Origin of the sequence: Paenibacillus sp. FSL H8-0259, assembly GCF_037963255.1 — a bacterium.
Classification (GTDB): domain Bacteria; phylum Bacillota; class Bacilli; order Paenibacillales; family Paenibacillaceae; genus Paenibacillus_AQ; species Paenibacillus_AQ phytohabitans.
Genome location: NZ_CP150147.1, coordinates 3,194,725 through 3,210,998 on the forward strand (window position 1 = coordinate 3,194,725; position 16,274 = coordinate 3,210,998).

At 49.3% G+C, this 16,274-nt stretch carries 17 protein-coding genes; 9 read left to right on the forward strand and 8 right to left on the reverse strand.

The features are described from left to right. Positions 1-46: 46 nt before the first annotated feature. Together NSU01_RS13210 and NSU01_RS13215 are read right to left on the reverse strand one after the other, a co-directional pair. Positions 47-652 carry a histidine phosphatase family protein gene (locus tag NSU01_RS13210; RefSeq protein WP_042136004.1) on the reverse strand — a complete coding sequence of 202 codons (606 nt, stop codon included), beginning with the start codon at positions 650-652 and terminating at the stop codon, positions 47-49. 175 nt (positions 653-827) lie between these two features. Next, entirely contained in the window at positions 828-1,793 is a 966-nt protein-coding gene (locus NSU01_RS13215; RefSeq protein WP_076246743.1) for a zinc-binding alcohol dehydrogenase family protein, read from the reverse strand. A gap of 138 nt (positions 1,794-1,931) precedes the next feature. Between NSU01_RS13215 and NSU01_RS13220 the strand changes: the two genes are divergently transcribed. Next, a complete protein-coding gene (locus NSU01_RS13220) occupies positions 1,932-2,411 on the forward strand; it encodes a MarR family transcriptional regulator (protein ID WP_231575348.1) in 480 nt (159 codons plus the stop codon). A 57-nt stretch (positions 2,412-2,468) separates the two neighbouring features. Here NSU01_RS13220 and NSU01_RS13225 read toward each other — a convergent pair whose 3' ends face one another. The 5 genes from NSU01_RS13225 to NSU01_RS13245 all read right to left on the reverse strand — a co-directional run bounded on the left by NSU01_RS13225 (position 2,469) and on the right by NSU01_RS13245 (position 7,027). Next, positions 2,469-3,170 carry a lysophospholipid acyltransferase family protein gene (locus NSU01_RS13225; protein ID WP_076246741.1) on the reverse strand — a complete coding sequence of 234 codons (702 nt, stop codon included), beginning with the start codon at positions 3,168-3,170 and terminating at the stop codon, positions 2,469-2,471. Positions 3,171-3,284: 114 nt separating this feature from the next. Next, entirely contained in the window at positions 3,285-4,079 is a 795-nt protein-coding gene (locus NSU01_RS13230) for an ABC transporter permease (protein ID WP_042136007.1), read from the reverse strand. Between the two features lies 1 nt (position 4,080). Beyond that, a complete protein-coding gene (locus tag NSU01_RS13235; RefSeq protein ID WP_076246738.1) occupies positions 4,081-4,878 on the reverse strand; it encodes an ABC transporter permease in 798 nt (265 codons plus the stop codon). Further along, positions 4,875-5,861, reverse strand: a complete 987-nt coding sequence (locus NSU01_RS13240) for an ATP-binding cassette domain-containing protein (protein ID WP_076246736.1) — start codon at positions 5,859-5,861, stop codon at positions 4,875-4,877. Before NSU01_RS13240 ends, NSU01_RS13235 begins: the two co-directional genes overlap by 4 nt. Before the next feature lie 137 nt (positions 5,862-5,998). Further along, positions 5,999-7,027: a metalloregulator ArsR/SmtB family transcription factor gene (locus NSU01_RS13245; protein WP_083705668.1), complete on the reverse strand. Its 1,029-nt coding sequence runs from the start codon at positions 7,025-7,027 to the stop codon at positions 5,999-6,001. Between the two features lie 205 nt (positions 7,028-7,232). On the opposite strand from NSU01_RS13245, the gene NSU01_RS13250 reads away from it, so the two are divergent. The 3 genes from NSU01_RS13250 (at position 7,233) to NSU01_RS13260 (ending at position 9,380) form a co-directional block, all read left to right on the forward strand. After that, positions 7,233-8,003 carry a hypothetical protein gene (locus tag NSU01_RS13250; protein ID WP_076246733.1) on the forward strand — a complete coding sequence of 257 codons (771 nt, stop codon included), beginning with the start codon at positions 7,233-7,235 and terminating at the stop codon, positions 8,001-8,003. 125 nt (positions 8,004-8,128) lie between these two features. Beyond that, a complete protein-coding gene (locus NSU01_RS13255) occupies positions 8,129-8,473 on the forward strand; it encodes a metalloregulator ArsR/SmtB family transcription factor (protein ID WP_076246730.1) in 345 nt (114 codons plus the stop codon). A gap of 43 nt (positions 8,474-8,516) precedes the next feature. After that, positions 8,517-9,380 (forward strand): aldo/keto reductase, encoded by an 864-nt coding sequence (locus NSU01_RS13260; RefSeq protein ID WP_076246727.1) that lies wholly within the window; start codon positions 8,517-8,519, stop codon positions 9,378-9,380. Between the two features lie 112 nt (positions 9,381-9,492). On the opposite strand, the gene NSU01_RS13265 is transcribed toward NSU01_RS13260, so the two are convergent. Further along, positions 9,493-9,903, reverse strand: coding sequence for a MarR family transcriptional regulator (locus NSU01_RS13265; protein ID WP_246354360.1), 411 nt, complete (start codon positions 9,901-9,903; stop codon positions 9,493-9,495). A 142-nt stretch (positions 9,904-10,045) separates the two neighbouring features. Here NSU01_RS13265 and NSU01_RS13270 point away from each other — a divergent pair, with 142 nt between their 5' ends. From NSU01_RS13270 to NSU01_RS13290, 5 genes are all read left to right on the forward strand, one after another. Next, on the forward strand, positions 10,046-11,017 hold the full coding sequence (locus NSU01_RS13270) for an aldo/keto reductase (RefSeq protein WP_076246722.1): 972 nt from the start codon (positions 10,046-10,048) through the stop codon (positions 11,015-11,017). Between the two features lie 180 nt (positions 11,018-11,197). Continuing rightward, complete coding sequence (locus tag NSU01_RS13275; protein ID WP_042136024.1) at positions 11,198-11,860, forward strand: TetR/AcrR family transcriptional regulator; 663 nt, start codon at positions 11,198-11,200, stop codon at positions 11,858-11,860. After that, complete coding sequence (locus NSU01_RS13280; protein ID WP_076246719.1) at positions 11,844-13,151, forward strand: MFS transporter; 1,308 nt, start codon at positions 11,844-11,846, stop codon at positions 13,149-13,151. The genes NSU01_RS13275 and NSU01_RS13280 overlap by 17 nt, the downstream gene beginning before the upstream one ends. Then, positions 13,136-15,454, forward strand: coding sequence for an ABC transporter permease (locus NSU01_RS13285; RefSeq protein WP_076246717.1), 2,319 nt, complete (start codon positions 13,136-13,138; stop codon positions 15,452-15,454). The genes NSU01_RS13280 and NSU01_RS13285 overlap by 16 nt, the downstream gene beginning before the upstream one ends. Positions 15,455-15,463: 9 nt before the next feature. After that, on the forward strand, positions 15,464-16,222 hold the full coding sequence (locus NSU01_RS13290) for an ABC transporter ATP-binding protein (RefSeq protein WP_179093587.1): 759 nt from the start codon (positions 15,464-15,466) through the stop codon (positions 16,220-16,222). The last annotated feature ends 52 nt before the right edge of the window (positions 16,223-16,274 follow it).

A 16,274-nucleotide genomic window follows, 5' to 3' on the forward strand; every position in this document is an offset into this window, starting at 1 on the left:
CAGACCCAAAAGCCGTAATGGCTGGCGGGTCTGCCTTTTTTGTAAGCTACACAGTATAATTCTCCAGGGAAACGATCCATTTGCCGTCCTGATGCTCGATGGTGTGCAAGCCGGTATAGGAAGCCGGGAATTTACTGCCGCGGTTGTTCCAGTCTAATTCTTTTATAATATGATAGATAATATTAATGACTCCGCCGTGAGTAACAATCATGAGGTTACCTTCCGGATGGCGGTTGGCCTGTTCTTCGCATAAGCGGCCGAACGCTTCCTTGATACGTGTGAAGAACTCCAGCGGGCTTTCGCCGCCGGGATAGCGCTCGTCCATCCGTAAACCGGAGAAATACAAACCCGGAAACCGTTCATTTACGATTTCGTTCGGCATGCCGGCGATCACGCCATTATTCATTTCCCTCCAGTCCATACTGCGCTCGAGCGGCAATCCGAGCTCTCTTGCCAGCTCACCAGCCGTATCCAGAGCCCGCTGCAGATCGCTGCTGACAATACGCTTTATGTTAAATGAAGACTGGTTATCTTGAAGATAGCGGCCGAGCTTCTCGGATTGTCGGTAACCTTGCGTGATAAGTCCCCGCTGGCTCCATCCGCCACGGAATCCTTCATCATCTTTGCCGTGTCTTACCCAATAAATCGCCAATTTTCCTTCGGCCTCCTGTTCTGTAGAGAGTAAGCATGCTTCCTTATGCGGGATGCCCTGCTAAGTTTATCACTCACTTTCCAGATTTATCAAGAGGAGAAGTTACAACCGGGATAACAAAGCTTGACAAAAGCCGGACACGGACCTGCTTATACAATTCAGGTCAGGGAATTACTTAATTCGCCGGCGTGAATACTACCCGCTGCTGACTGCCTGCCGGAGTATTCCACACTTCTTCAATCTTGGACAGCGGAAAAGCAATAGGGTTCGCAATGAGCTTGCCTCCAGCAATCGCATCGATGAGCGCCGGGAATTCGGCCAAGTATCCGGCTGGAGTCACAGACCCTTGACCGCTGCCGATGATCTGGAAGTTGGCCGAGCGGAGTGCGGCAGAAGGGATAGCGGCATCTGCTCCGGCAACGGAACCAATCTGGATCCAGGTCAGCAGCCGGCTGCGGTCAGACCGGCGGGTCAGCAGCGGAATCATAGCCAGTCCGGCAGGCTCGCCCCACAGATAGTCAAGAACGATATCCACTTCCGAAGCCGCCTCGCCGAGGCGCCGGGCAGCTGCTTGCGGATCACCCGCAAGTGACACCGTTACATCCGCGCCAAGCGGCGTAAGCGAACGGAGACGCTCCGGGTCCCGCCCGGCAGCGATAATCTGACTGGCCCCCATAAGCTTGGCGATCTGGACCGCCATCTGTCCGGAATTGCCGGTTGCTCCCAGAATGAGAACCTTGAACCCCGGCTGTGCCTGAACCCTGCGGCGCAGGGTCACCCAGGCTGACATGGCCGGATTCATAGCGGCAGCGATGAGCACAGGATCGGCATGAGCGGGAATTGGCACACTGCGCCGCAGGTCAATTACAGTTTTGTCGGCAAAAGAGCCTAGAGCAGTATCTGTTGTAACGAAATAGACCAACTGACCGTCCGACAGCCTGCCTACCCCGTCAACACCAGGGATCAGGGGTAATTCATCCGTACTGGTGTAGTGAGAACCATTGGCTTGTGCCCGTACCCGGAGATGCAACCCGGCTGCAAGCACATCAACTAGAGCTTCATGTTCTCCAGAGGGAACCGGAGTATCGTGAATTTCATATTTCGGATCTGAATCGAAGGATCGTACAACAACAGCATACATAATATTGGCCTCCATTTGCCCCATGGGCGAATTTTGTTTGTGACACAAACTAAAAAGTTTGTAATACAAACAATATAGTTTGTTTCACGTACAAAGTCAACGGCGATTATGATACAATGTGGACAGCAGGTTAGATAAATGATGAATTCCGGAGGGGCGAATATGAGCAGTTACGATGATTCTTTTGATAAACTGGATGATCTGTCGATTGTGGACAGTCTGGTGCAGCTATCCTTCCTGATCCAGAACATTCTCGCCAGAATAGGGGCGGAGCATGATCTCTCGATCATTCAGATCCGTCTGCTGGGTATCCTGAGGGACCGGGAACCGGGTATGCTGCAGCTGGCCAAGCATCTGGGACTTGATAAATCCAGTATTACCGGACTCGTGGACCGTGCCCAGCGCCGCGGACTGGTGGAGCGGACCGTGTCACCGGCCGACAAGCGGGGATTCAACGTGAGGGCAACTGCGGCAGGGTGGCAGATCATTCATGAAGTCGGAGAGCAGATTGAACGTCAGATTACGGAGGTAACCGCAGGTCTTACTGAAGCGGAACGTGCACAGACTATTGCTCTTGCCAGTAAGATTCTGATTACTGCGCCTGGGGCGAGTCGCTGAACAGAAAGAAGGCCATCCGCAAAGGATGGCCTTAGAAATTTCAAAGGATAGCTCAGATTATTTATAGACTCCCCGATAGCCTTCGGGTAATAATTCTGCTATTTTTTTCATTATGTATGAGAGGGTGGACTCTTCATATTCTTTTTTATCCTGCTCCTTCGCCCGCTGAAGCAATTCGAATTGTTGTCCGATCTGGATATGCACATCTGCCTTATTGAACGTTTCCGCCTTCATATCGCCATCTTGATGAATAGGTAAAAGCTTCTCTGTCCCATATAACCCGACAGGTACAATGGGAGCTCCGGTTAATCTTGCTATAAGAAGGATACCTTTCTTCGCTTCAATCAAACTGCTGGCTCTGCTTCGGGTTCCTTCCGGGAAGATCAGTAAGCTTTCCCCTTGTTTAACAAGCTTGATTATCTTTTCGAGACCCTCTTTGTCAGCGGTATTGGGCTTAATAGTTGTAGTCTTAATTACATTAACACCGATGCTGGTCACTGCATTATTTGACAGCTTTTCACCTGCTACAAAAGTCGGATCAATCGCTTTTAGAGCTTTGTCCAGCACTAATCCATCCGAATTGCTTAGATGATTACATACAAAAATAGTCGGTGTTTGTATTTCTTTTAAGTTTTCACTGCCGGTTATATGTATATTTGCATATTTGTTGAGGTAATTATTAATAATATTTCTCGATATGGATGTGACCCATTTATCCGGCAAAAAATTTATGATTCTTGCCGCTGTAGCGGTAATCATATACGTATCCCCCCAATATTCACCTGTCATCAAGGATACCATATCCTGACATGAAGATTAATATCTATTGGAAGAACGAATAAAGGCCGCCATCACTGGAAGCCTCTATGTATCCTACTCCATCTCCATAGTGCCTTTAACCCTTGCTAAATATTCAGCATAATAGAACAGCAGTATACCCAGGAGAAAAAATCCGCATCCAAGCAAACCCTCTTCGGCCATCCGGGTAAGGATGGTTGTAAATTCATTATCCCCGGTACGAATAAGCAGTTTTGTCGCTTCTACACCTCTTGTCAGCGGGAAGAATTCAGATAATGTGTACATCCAGTCCGGCATATAAGAACGCGGGAAGCTGGCTCCGCTGAACAGGAGCAACACGCTTGCAAGCAAATTGGACCAGATATGCATCGAAGGCGACCAGAGCGCAAAGCTTGAGATCACAAACCCAAGTCCGCAGGCGGCGGAAATGGATACGGTCCACACGAGGCCAAGCCATGCAAGCTGCTCTCCCGAGAAGGTAAGCCCAAAGATCAGCATTCCGAAAGCGAGTCCAAGTGCTGCCGTGAACAGGCCGCTGACAATATGAAAGATAGCCCGGGCAAAGAAGACGGCTATTTTGCTGGCAGGGCTTGCCACTACCAATTGCAGTGTACCCATCTGGCGGTCAGAGTTAATAACGGTCATCATGCCGAAGACAGCGTTCATCACGCATAACAGAAGCGCATTCGAAACCACATAACCGGCAAGATTGCTTCCCTGGAAAGCGTATTTGGCCAGCATTGCGAAGAAGAGCAATTGGCTTAACGGGTTAATGACCATAACCATCAGGTAGACACCGGGATTAAGCCAGCCGAACAGTGCTTTGAACGACAGGTGCGCATGCCGGTAAAACCGGGCAACAGATTCCATTTTAGAACACCCCTAAATTTCCATTTATTCTGGCTCGTTTCTCTACAAGCCGGTAGTAGGCAAGAGAAATAACGAGATAAAAGACGGTTAACAGCAGCAGTACTCCCCAAGCAACAACAAGCTCATCCTGTTTCATATCCTTCCTGCTAATGATTCTTAGTAATTCAATGGCCCAAGTAGGGGGCAGCACCCAGGATAAAGGCTTGACCCAGTCTGGAAGTACGGAGACCGGAAACATAAAACCGCATATGAGATACACCGGATATTCCAGCATGTTCATCAGGGCATAAGCCTGACGGGACAGCGTAAAAGACATGGCCAGAAAGAAGGAGAAGACCGACAGAGCGCATAGGACAAATAGGTAAGCGAGTATGAATTGCAACGGATGCCCGATAATCACTGGAACGCGGTAAATGACGATTAAATAAAAATAAGAAATCAGCATGGATACTATTCCCCATAGAGTGTTGGCAATAATTTTGCCGGCCAGCGTAAGCCCGAATGGGGTAGGGGCTGTGAACAACAGCTCTAAAGTTCCATAGTACTTCTCACGGTTAACATCACTGGCGGAAGAGAATACGATGGAGGACCAAAGGGTAATGAACCCGGAGCCCAGCACAACATACTGAAAAATTTGCTCCGCAGAGGAATTTCCATATACCAATATCGCTATGGTCGAGAACAGGAATGGCATCAGGAAGATAATAAACTGGAACATTGGACGGGCGAGTGAGAGCTTCATATGTACTTTAATCGTATGGAGTAAGGATCTCAGATCCGGTGTAAGGGTGTAACTCATGAGGCATCCCCGCCTAATATTTGAATATAGACATCCTCTAAAGTAGGCGTTGTAATCGACAAATTCGCCATTCTTACCGGGCCTGCAATATGATACAGCTCCATGATGAGCTCTTGGGGAAGTCGGGTTTGAATTCGCAATCGCAATCGCTGCAGCTGCTCCGGCTGATCAATTTGCAGATGGAGGGTTGCCGGATGCGCCGTGATTATCGCCTGTTCCTCCTCCGTAAATTCAGTGATGCTGCAGGTTACAACGGAAATTTGATCGATTCGCTTCTTAAGCTCCTCTGGAGTGTCCAGTACAGAAATCAGCCCTTTATCTATAAAAGCTATCCGGTCGCAGAGCTCATCCGCTTCAGGCATGTAATGCGTAGTGAGCAGAATCGTCGTACCTTGCCGCTTTAAATGATGCAGAATATCACGCAGCTGCCTTGCGCTCACCGGGTCAAGCCCGATCGTCGGTTCATCCAGGAACAGAATTCTCGGCTCATTCACCAGACCGCGGGCAATCTGCAGCTTTTGCTTCATGCCCTTGGAGAAGGTTTCGACTCTGCGGTGGGCAACTCCGGTCAAACCTACCAGCTCCAGCAATTGTGGAATCCGGCTCTTCTGCACCTGGCGGGGGACTTTATATAAATCTGCAAAATAAGCGAGATTATCATAGGCCGATAACCGCCAATACAGATTGCGCTCTCCACCGAGAATAAAGTTGATCTGTGAGCGCAGCTTCTTGAATTCCTTCACAGGGTCAAGCCCGAGAATACGGACCTCGCCGGATGTCGGCGTTAGCAGCGTGGTCAATATTTTTATCGTTGTTGTTTTACCAGCGCCGTTCGGACCTAATAACCCGAGAATCTCCCCTTCACGCACAGAAAAGCTGATACCCTGAAGAGCCTCGACAACCTTTCGCTTTCTTCTGAAAATGCCTTCCTCGGTTTGATAGGTCCGCTTCATATTATGAACCTGGATGATCTCTATGCTCATGTAAGATAACCACCTTTATAATATAAGATAAACGTCTAATATTAAAATACCATCCCATTTCTATTTTAGGCAAGTACATTTTTTATGATGAAATGAAAAACGACCACCCGGTTAACGGGTGATCGTCTAATTTACAGCTATTCCATTTGCACAAATGAACTCAGCTCTTGCAGCAGCCTGTTGAACCTGGAATGATCAAGCTCGAAATATTTAATGTTGCCAACCTTCTCCTCAACGATCAGACCGGCTTGCTTCAATATTTCCAAATGATGCGAGATTGTCGCAGTCGTTAAATCGAGTGTGTTCGCAAGCCTTGCCCCGTACTCCTTATGCTGATGCAGAATTCGCAGAATCATAATGCGGTTACGGTCGGATAATGCCTTCAGCTGCTTCTCCAGCTCCTGGCTCCGCTCCAGGGTATTCAATGGAGTGTTATAACAGCCATAAATGACGATGCAGGTATGATTATCGAATATCCGGATATGACGGGGAGTCAGGAAATAGGAAGGGATGAAGTAGAACGTCTGATAGTTACTGACTCTGCGAAACGATTTTTCCATCAGCTTTTGCGCCAAGTGAAGCGGCTCCAGCCCGAAAGCCTGGGCTTCTTGGATGGCAGCTTCATATAAACCTTGCTTAGTGTTCAGGTGCTCCTGAAAGACAGCCGAGGTTGTTATCTCCTGCAGCAAGAGATTGATGGATACACGAATCGGCTTTATATCAGTGAACATGACCTTTATAAATTCCGGCTTATCGCCAAACATGGAGGCCGGATTAAGGCCAAAATCAGCAGTTGTATCCGGATGGAGCAAAGCTTCAGCAATCTGCTGCTGTGGCACTTCCCCGCCAAAAATATAGAATAGATAAGACTCGTCAGACAGCCCGGAAATTTCATCCAGGAATAAAGCCATATCATTGAAATGGGGAAACGGAATAAAAAACTCATACAGGTACATGAAATCCCAACGGCTGCTTATTCTCCAGTTAGTAATCAAGGCAATGGCCTCAGCAGATAACGCTTGATGCAACAGCTCATGCTCATGCTGTGCATAGGAATGCTGGTCAGCCTCGGTATAACTTGATAATAATGCAATAGCTTCCGCTACAGAAGAGATTGTATGTATAACTGTCTTAGTAATGCTGTTCTCACTCTGTTCGAGCGCCAATGGACATCCCCCTTTACTCTCATTTCAACATAAGAGATGAAACTTCTTTTGTCAAATTGCTGGTGCGCGCTTATATCTTGACAGCAACAATTCAAACATGATAACTTTACGGTAGATTAATAAAGGCAATGTAACCTAAGGGTTCAACCTCGCTGAGAAGTGGGGTTGGGCCCTTTTTGCATTGCCGGACCAGAGGAGGATTCATATGCGGAGAACAGAATTGCTGCTGCAGCGGCTGGACGAAATCGGTAAGTCACTGGAGCGTACGGGCGATGCTCTATTATTATTAGGTGTTGGTTCCGTTGGGGTCGAGACGGCACGGATGGATGAGTATTCAGATTTGGATTTCTTCGTTATTGTGAAGCCGGGAGTGACCCGGAGATATATCGACCAGTTGGATTGGCTCGAAGCCATACAGCCTCTTGCCTATGCTTTCAAGAATTCGGACCTTGGATATAAGGTGTTGTTCGAGGATGGGATTTTCGCGGAATATGCTGTATTCGAGGAATCGGAGCTGGCGGACGCCGCTTATACGGAGGGCCGGGTGATATGGAAGAACCCCCTGTATGCCAATACGGCAATCGCCAGACCTTTAAGACCTCTCCCTTCTCCGAAGGAGGATTCCCTGGACTTTCCTTTGAACGAAGCCTTAACCAATCTATACGTAGGCCTCGGACGTTATGCAAGAGGTGAGCGTCTATCCGCTACGCGGTTTATTCAGGGATATGCTATAGACAGGATTCTGTCTGTACTCCATCTGCTGGAGGACGAGGTTGATTATTATCCCGACCCGTTTGGAAATGAAAGACGGCTGGAGAAGAGATACCCCCGTTTTGCAGAGATTATCGGCGGGATGATTCAGGGATACGATCATGTGCCCGAATCGGCACTATGCATTCTGGATTTCTTGGAAGAGGTGTATCCGGTCAATCCAAGGTTAAGTGATGAGATCAGGCGGTTGGCCAAGCTAATGTAAAGTAACGGACTTGCTTCCTGTTATGGGAAAGAAAGGTTCTTGAATTTCTTTCCCGAAATGCAGCCGGGGTGGAATTTGTGGTATCTTATTTCCGTCCAAAGAAATAAACGATTAAATGAAAAGGGATGATTTCCGTAGACCAGGAACTTGTGGCTGCTCTTGCCATCGAATTTAGGAACTCGCTCAAGGTGCTGAACGCGGTCGGAGATGAGACCCGGCAGGCCATCCTGATGGCCTTGCTTCAAGGGCCGCAGAATCCCGGTATGCGTGTAGGTGAGATAAGGGTGGAAACCCACTTATCCCGTCCGGCCGTTTCGCATCATCTGAAAATATTGAAAGAGGCACAGATTATAAGCGTCCGGAAAGAAGGAACACGCAACTATTATCGTCTGGACACCGGAAGCAAGCTGATGTTGTTGAAAAGCTTAGTAAGCGAATTGGAGAAGGCCCTTGCACAATGTGACAGGTAATCATCGGAGCCGTAATCCGGAAGAAAAAGGGAGGGGACCGTCAATGAATCAGACAGTTCAAGCGGTGAACGGAGTAAACATTCCCCAACTGGGGTTTGGGCTGTATAAGATCAAGAATGGGGAAGCCTTTGAGCGGACGGTAGAGAATGCTATCCGGAGCGGGTACCGCCATTTCGATACAGCGAAAATATACGGTAATGAAGCGGCACTGGGCCGGGTCATCCTGCACAGCGGCATTGACCGCGAGGAGTTCTTCATTACCTCCAAAGCCTGGACGACGGATCTTGGGTATCATGCGACGAGAAAGGCGTTCGAGCAGACTTGCCGGAAGCTGAACGTAACGTATCTCGATATGTATCTGATACATTTCGCAGGCCCTCATTATGTTGAGGCCTGGAAGGCGATGGAGGAGCTGTACGATGAAGGCAGGATCAAAGTCATAGGTGTTGCCAATTTCGGTATCCGGCATCTGGAGCAGCTCAAGAAGAACGCCCGGATCCTGCCGATGGTGAATCAGATCGAAACTCATCCGGAGTTCCAACAGAACGAATTGTATGACTATATGGTTCAGAACCGGATTCTTCATGAGGCGTGGGGGCCGCTCGGGCAGGGAAGCAAGGTGCTGCTGGAGCATCCGGAGCTGACAGCCATCGCTCATGCTCACCGCAAGTCGGTTGCGCAGGTCATTTTGCGCTGGCATCTGGAGCGGGGGAGTATTGTTATCCCTAAGTCGTCCAATCCGCAGAGGATCCAAGAGAATAGCGAAATTTATGACTTTGCATTGAATTGGGAGGAAATGGAACGAATCCGGAGGTTGGACACGGGGAAGAGGTATTCCGTAAACCCGGAAGGTCTTATGGTTAATCCGGTGTACGTGACATTCATGAAGCTCTTCATTCCAAGGTGACTCCGCATATAGACAATGAACATAGAGAAGAGGCCAGCCCGCGAGGGGCTAGGCCTGGAATTTCCCGTGAATTACCCGTAATGATGTATTGCGGCAGCCGTATCTTAAGTAGTCAGGGTGTTTTCGTTCTCTCCGCCAGTGTAGTAATTGACTTAATATCCTCATCGGTTAACTGGTCCAGAAAATGCTTGCGTATTGCCTTCGAGACTATGGGAAGGGCTGCCTCCAAGGCGGAGCTGCCGGCGGAGGTGATGATAATTTGTACACCCCGGTCTGTGTCCAGCGGTTTTCTTAGCACGAGACCCCGTTTCTCCATCCGCGTCAGATGATGGGATAACCGGCTTTTATCCCAGTCCATAGAGTCAGCCAGCTCCTGTTGGCGAAGCTTGCCCTCCCCGAATTGTACTAACCGGTCTAATACTCCGAAATCGCCCTCGGATAGCCCGGTATGCTCAGACATCTCTTTCACAACCCGGCCGAAGATACGTTTGAAGGAGCCTTTCCACATATTCCATAATTGCATTTCATCTTCGTTTAATTCGCTCATATTGTCCATAGAAGGATCATAGCACGGTTGACGTATCAACCACAAGATGCTATTGTGTGTTTATTGGTTGACATGTCAACCTAAAGATTCATAAACATACTAGGAGTGTGACTGTTCAATGGAATATGTGAAGCTTGGACGAAGCGGCTTGGACGTATCGAAGTTAAGTCTTGGAACCATGAGCTTCGGGGTACCTGAACGCGGCAATACCCCGTGGTCGTTGAATGAAGAGAACAGCAGACCGATTATTAAAAGAGCAATAGAATTAGGCATTAACTTTTTCAGTACTGCTAATATGTATTCCGACGGCACAAGTGAAGAAATTCTCGGAAGGGCAATAAAGGACTTTACCCGCCGGGACGAAGCGGTGATTGCCACGAAGGTGTTCGTACCGATGCGTAAGGGTCCCAATGCAATGGGCCTTTCCCGTAAAACCATAATGACCGAAATTGATAACAGTCTACGACGGCTTGGAACAGACTACATTGACCTGTATCAGATTCACCGCTATGACCCGGATACGCCGGTCGAGGAGACGATGGAGGCTCTCCATGACTTAGTGAAGGCGGGCAAGGTGAGATACCTTGGAGCATCCTCCATGCTGGCATGGCAGTTTGCGAAGGCGCAGTCCACCGCAGAGCGAAACGGCTGGACAAGATTTATGGCTATGGAAAACAGACTTAACCTGCTGTATCGGGAAGAAGAAAGGGAAATGCTCCCGCTATGTAAAGATCAGGGGGTAGGGATCACACCTTATCTGCCTCTGGCTGCGGGCCGGTTAACCCGGGATTGGGATCAGCTCACGGAACGATCAGAGAAAGACCAGATAGCCAAGGCGATGTTCACAGGAACGGAGGAAGCGGACCGCAAGGTTGCCCAGAGAGTTGCTGAGGTTGCTGCGAACCGTGGGCTTCCGCGCGCACAGATTGCGCTTGCCTGGCTGCTGCATAAGGAGGAGGTTACAGCTCCGGTCATCGGGTCTACCAGGATCGGCCAGCTTGAAGATTCGGTTTCGGCATTGTCTGTTCAATTGACACCTGAAGAAATCACAAGCCTGGAAGAACTTTATATCCCTCATCCATTCATCTAAACAGCCTGAAGTTTTAATTAAAATGTGATTCCCGCTATATTTGCAAGAAGAAGGGCGCCGGAGCTGCGCCCTTTTTTCCTGTTTGTAACATTTTTAACGCGACAGCTCTGCAAAAGCATGTTATTCTATAATCAATTACCGACAGACAGTCGGTCGGTACAATTTAAGGAGAACTAAACCATGAGAATTGTAAAAGAAGCCGAAATACGCAGAAATGAAATTCTTGACGCAGCGGAAGAGCTTTTCGGCCAGAAGGGCTTTGACGGAACCAGCACGGGCGATATTCTGGGCAAGGTCGGGATTGCACGGGGGACGCTATATTATCACTTCAAGTCCAAGGAGGATATTATGGATGCGCTGATTGAACGGACGAATGCCAATATTCTGGGGGCTGCGCAGCACATTGCCGCTGACAAGAGCATACCTGTCATTGACCGGATTCTCCGCGTGGTTATGGCATTGAACATTAGCGGCGGAAACGGAAGCAGCACGGAAATCATGGAGCATATTCACAAGCCGCAGAACGCGCTTATGCATCAGAAGATTCAAAAAGCGATCATCAGCGGTGTTCCGCCGATCCTGACACCGATTATCTGCGAAGGCATTGAGCAGGGAATATTCAACACCCAGTACCCCTATGAATGTATGGAAATGGTTGTGATCTATGCGAACACGATTTTTGATGATGATATGGTTGAAATGACGGATGAGGTACGCATGTCACGGGTACTGGCGTTTATTTCGAATGTAGAAAGGCTGCTCGGGGCCGAAAGCGGAAGTCTGATGAGCGTAATGCAGATGTTCGGTAACGGAGAGGAAGCCAGAGATGAAGACGGCGAATAGATCCGGCAAAGGGTTCAGTAAATTTCTGCTGCTCTGGTCAGGGCAGCTGATTTCAGCAATAGGAAGCGGGCTTACCTCGTTCGGGCTGGGGATTTATATTTTTCAGCAGACCGGTCAGGCATCCGCCATGGCACTGGTAACTTTGCTGGCGTTTATGCCTTCGCTGCTGTTGAGTCCGCTAGCGGGGGTGCTGGCGGACCGCTATGACCGCAGGCTGCTGATGGTACTGGGCGACAGTCTTTCCGCAACAGGACTTATTTTCATTCTAATCTGTTTACTGAACGGAGAAGCGCAGCTGTGGCAGATTTGTATAGGAGTGACTATTAGCTCGGTGTTCTCCTCGCTGCTTGATCCGGCTTACAAGGCTACGGTTACGGATCTGCTCAGCGAGGAGCAATACACGAAGGCTAGCGGTTTTGTTCAGGTGGCCGGTTCGGCCAAATATCTGATTTCGCCTGTCATCGCCGGATTTCTGCTCGTTGTTTCAGATGTGAAGCTGCTGCTGGTCATCGACATCTGCACATTTTTCGTAACTGTTGCTGTAACACTTGCTGTACGCAGCGGTCTTTCCCCGAAGAGCTCCGGGCATGCACAACCCTTTATCCGTGAATTCAAAGACGGCTGGAGAGCTGTTTCCGGTAACCGGGGCGTGCTCGTGCTTGTGGTTATGACCTCTGTAATGACATTTTTTATTGGTTTCATTGAGACCCTGTCCATGCCGATGATCCTGACTTTTTCGGACAGTGCGGTATTAGGGACGCTTGAGACTATTATTGCTTCGGGGATGCTTGTGTCGAGTGTGATCATAGGAATGCTGCCGATGAAGAAGGGTTTTGTCAAAATCCTGTCAGTGTCGCTCTTTTGCTCGGGAATAAGTATGGCGGCTTTCGGACTCCGTGAGAATATTGTGCTGCTTGGCATTTCAGGATTTCTCTTTTTTGCCATGCTGCCATTCACGAACACAGCCCTGGATTATCTGGTCCGCACCAACATCGATAATTCCGTTCAGGGAAGAGCCTGGTCACTGATTGGACTGGTGTCACAACTGGGGTTTGTCGCCGCTTATACGCTATCCGGTGTGCTGGCTGATTATGTGTTCACTCCATTGCTGGTGACAGGCGGAGTGCTTGCCGGCAGTGTGGGGAGGGTCATCGGCACAGGCAGCGGGCGGGGCATGGGACTGCTTATTATTATCGCAGGGCTGCTGTTAAGCTTAGCCTCGCTCATCATTTATCATTTGAAATCAATTAGAAGCCTTGAGAACAGAGGTGACATATGTACTACCGAATAATCCGCAATGATATTCTCAAAAGCAAAGGGATTACCCTGACCACGATGATATTTGTGGCTGCCGCAGCGATGCTGGTTTCTCTGTCAGCAATCCTGGTCGTCAATCTGTCCGGGGCCATTGATACGCTCATGAAGCAGGCCGGAACACCGCATTTCATGCAGATGCATTCCGGTGAACTGGATAAGCCGCGGTTTACCGCCTTTGCCGAGCAGAACAGCAAGGTTGACGAATTTCAGGTGCTCGATTTCCTCAATGTTGAAGGTACGAGGATTGTGATTGACGGCCAATCGCTTGCGGACAGCGTTCAGGATAACGGCTTCAGTACGCAAAGCGGGAAATTTGATTATCTGCTGGACCTGGACGGGAACGTGATTACGGCAGCTGACGGTGAGGTCTATGTTCCGGTTACCTATATGAAGAACGGCTCAGCAAAGGTTGGGAGTACGCTCGCAGTGGCCGGCAAGACTCTCACTGTAGCAGGTTTTTTGCGTGATTCACAGATGAATTCGCTGCTTGCCTCGTCCAAGAGATTCCTCGTCAGCGAGCATGATTATGCAGAAATTAAGGATTCAGGAAGCACCGAATATCTGATTGAATTCAGACTCAAGGACTTGTCCACGCTTGGCGCATTCGAATCAGATTACACCGCAGCAGGTCTTGAAGCCAACGGACCGACCCTAACCTATCCGCTATTCAAAATGCTTAATGCCATATCCGACGGACTCATGATTACAGTCATCCTCCTGGCAAGCGTGCTGGTGGTTGTTATTGCATTTATGTGTATACGCTTTACGCTCCTTGCAACCATAGAAAGTGATTACCGCGAGATCGGTGTGATGAAAGCCATCGGATTACGTGTATCTGACCTGAAGAAAATCTATCTTGCGAAATACGCAGGTGTGGCGGCGCTGGGCAGTATTCTCGGATTCGCGCTTTCGTTCGTATTCAGAGGTCTGCTGCTTGAGAATATCAGGTTATACATGGGGGAGAGTGAGAACTCTGCGCTTGCCTTAGCCTGCGGGGGCATTGGTGTTCTGCTTGTATTCCTTGCGGTTACCGCTTATGTGAATAGGGTGCTTACACGCTTCCGGAAGATTTCCCCCGCAGAAGCCATCCGCTTCGGTACTTCACAGGAACAACCGGCGGGCTCGAAGCGTTTCAATCTGAGCGGGAACCGGCTGCTGAATACGAATGTTTTTCTAGGCGTCAAGGATGTCCTGTCGAGGAAAAGTCTATACGGCACAATGCTCGCTGTACTCGTGATCTCTGCATTTATTATGATTGTTCCCCAGAACCTCTACAACACGATTGCCTCCAAAAGCTTCATCACCTACATGGGAATCGGGGACAGTGATCTGCGCCTGGATATTCAGCAGACCGGTAATATTGCCGTGAAGGCGGCAGATATTGCACAGGCTATGGAGCAGGATGCAGCCATCTCCCGCTATGCAGTGCTGACAACGCAGGCTCTCAAGGTGAAGCTGGAGGATGGATCGGAGGAACGGTTAAAGGTTGAGCTTGGCGATCATTCGATCTTCCCGGTGGCTTATTCCCAGGGAAACAGACCGGCTGCGGAGCATGAAATTGCCCTCTCCGCTGTGAATGCGGATGAACTGGGTAAAAAGACCGGAGATGCTCTTAGCCTGATGATCGACGGGGAGGCCAGGGAGCTCACGGTAAGCGGCATTTATTCGGATGTGACCAATGGCGGGAAAACAGCCAAAGCGGTGTTCACTACGAGATCGGCTGAGGTTATGTGGTCCGTTATTTATGCGGAGCTTGCAGATCCGTCGCTAACCGGCAGTAAGGTAACCGAATATGCGGACCGCTTCAATTATGCGAAGGTGTCGGGCATTGATGAATATGTTACACAGACCTTCGGCTCTACCATCAGCTCAGTCGGTAAGGCCTCCCGGGTAGCCATTACCGTGATGCTGTTCATCAATGTACTGATTACGCTGTTGTTTATGCGGATGCTTGTGGCCAAGGACCGGCATTCCATTGCTGTCATGAAGTCACTCGGGTTTACAAATTCGGATCTGACTGTACAGTATTTCTCACGTTCGGTATTCGTGCTGCTTATCGGGATGGTTCTCGGCACACTGCTGGCAAACACGCTCGGGCAGGTACTAGCGGGGGTGCTGATTTCCTCGTTTGGAGCTTCATCGTTCAAGTTCGTGATCAATCCGCTATCGGCGTATGTGTTATGCCCGCTGATGATGGCAGGCTCAGTGCTGATCGCCACGATTATTGGTACAGCAGGAACAGGGCGAATTCAAATATCCGGGAATATTAAGGAGTAGGTTATGGAGATGAAGATGATGATTACCGGTATAAATATAACCAAACATTACGGCTCCGGTGATGACAAGTGTAATGTTCTGGGCGGAGTGTCTATCGAAATTAAAGAAGGGGAGTTCGTGTCGGTTATGGGACCTTCGGGCTCTGGCAAGTCGACGCTGATGTTTGCGCTGAGCGGAATGGAGCGGATTGACGGCGGACGGGTTACTTTTGACGGCAGGGATCTGGGGACACTTGCGGAGAATGAGCTTGCTGACCTGCGCAGAACGGGAATGGGCTTTGTGTTTCAGCAGCCGACATTAATGAAGAACTTGAACATCCTGGATAATATTATCCTTCCGTCCATGCGTGACAACAGGCGCAACGCAGCAGGGATTACAGAGAAAGCAAGACAGCTTATGCAGAAGGTGGGAATCGCGGAGCTGGCGAAGCGGGATATTACGCAGGCCTCGGGAGGGCAGCTTCAGCGTGCAGGGATATGCCGCGCATTGATGAGCAGCCCGGGCATTATTTTTGCTGACGAGCCGACCGGTGCACTTAACCAGGCAGCGGCTCAGGGCATAATGAACCTGCTGTCAGAAATTAACGCGGAAGGTACTGCGGTCATGCTGGTCACTCATGATGCAACGATTGCTGCGAGGACGGAGCGGATTATGTTCATGTGTGACGGCAGAATCGTCAGCGAGATGCGTCTGCCGAAATATAGCGGCAAGGACATAGAGGGCCGGGTGGAGATGATTACGGTGAAAATGCGGGAGATCGGGATTTAGTGATCGCAAATGAACGATTAGGGAGGGCTGTACGTATTATATTTATTTGCAG

Excerpts from the sequence above, each read along its gene's own strand:
- NSU01_RS13250 (WP_076246733.1), top strand. The coding sequence starts at position 7,233 with ATGCGGAGAACAGAATTGCTGCTGCAGCGGCTGGACGAAATCGGTAAG.
- NSU01_RS13235 (WP_076246738.1), bottom strand. The coding sequence starts at position 4,878 with ATGAGTTACACCCTTACACCGGATCTGAGATCCTTACTCCATACGATT.
- NSU01_RS13220 (WP_231575348.1), top strand. The coding sequence starts at position 1,932 with ATGATGAATTCCGGAGGGGCGAATATGAGCAGTTACGATGATTCTTTT.
- NSU01_RS13275 (WP_042136024.1), top strand. The coding sequence starts at position 11,198 with ATGAGAATTGTAAAAGAAGCCGAAATACGCAGAAATGAAATTCTTGAC.
- NSU01_RS13290 (WP_179093587.1), top strand. The coding sequence starts at position 15,464 with ATGAAGATGATGATTACCGGTATAAATATAACCAAACATTACGGCTCC.
- NSU01_RS13265 (WP_246354360.1), bottom strand. The coding sequence starts at position 9,903 with ATGCAATTATGGAATATGTGGAAAGGCTCCTTCAAACGTATCTTCGGC.
- NSU01_RS13215 (WP_076246743.1), bottom strand. The coding sequence starts at position 1,793 with ATGTATGCTGTTGTTGTACGATCCTTCGATTCAGATCCGAAATATGAA.
- NSU01_RS13260 (WP_076246727.1), top strand. The coding sequence starts at position 8,517 with ATGAATCAGACAGTTCAAGCGGTGAACGGAGTAAACATTCCCCAACTG.
- NSU01_RS13285 (WP_076246717.1), top strand. The coding sequence starts at position 13,136 with ATGTACTACCGAATAATCCGCAATGATATTCTCAAAAGCAAAGGGATT.
- NSU01_RS13225 (WP_076246741.1), bottom strand. The coding sequence starts at position 3,170 with ATGATTACCGCTACAGCGGCAAGAATCATAAATTTTTTGCCGGATAAA.
- NSU01_RS13230 (WP_042136007.1), bottom strand. The coding sequence starts at position 4,079 with ATGGAATCTGTTGCCCGGTTTTACCGGCATGCGCACCTGTCGTTCAAA.
- NSU01_RS13240 (WP_076246736.1), bottom strand. The coding sequence starts at position 5,861 with ATGAGCATAGAGATCATCCAGGTTCATAATATGAAGCGGACCTATCAA.
- NSU01_RS13270 (WP_076246722.1), top strand. The coding sequence starts at position 10,046 with ATGGAATATGTGAAGCTTGGACGAAGCGGCTTGGACGTATCGAAGTTA.
- NSU01_RS13280 (WP_076246719.1), top strand. The coding sequence starts at position 11,844 with ATGAAGACGGCGAATAGATCCGGCAAAGGGTTCAGTAAATTTCTGCTG.
- NSU01_RS13255 (WP_076246730.1), top strand. The coding sequence starts at position 8,129 with ATGATTTCCGTAGACCAGGAACTTGTGGCTGCTCTTGCCATCGAATTT.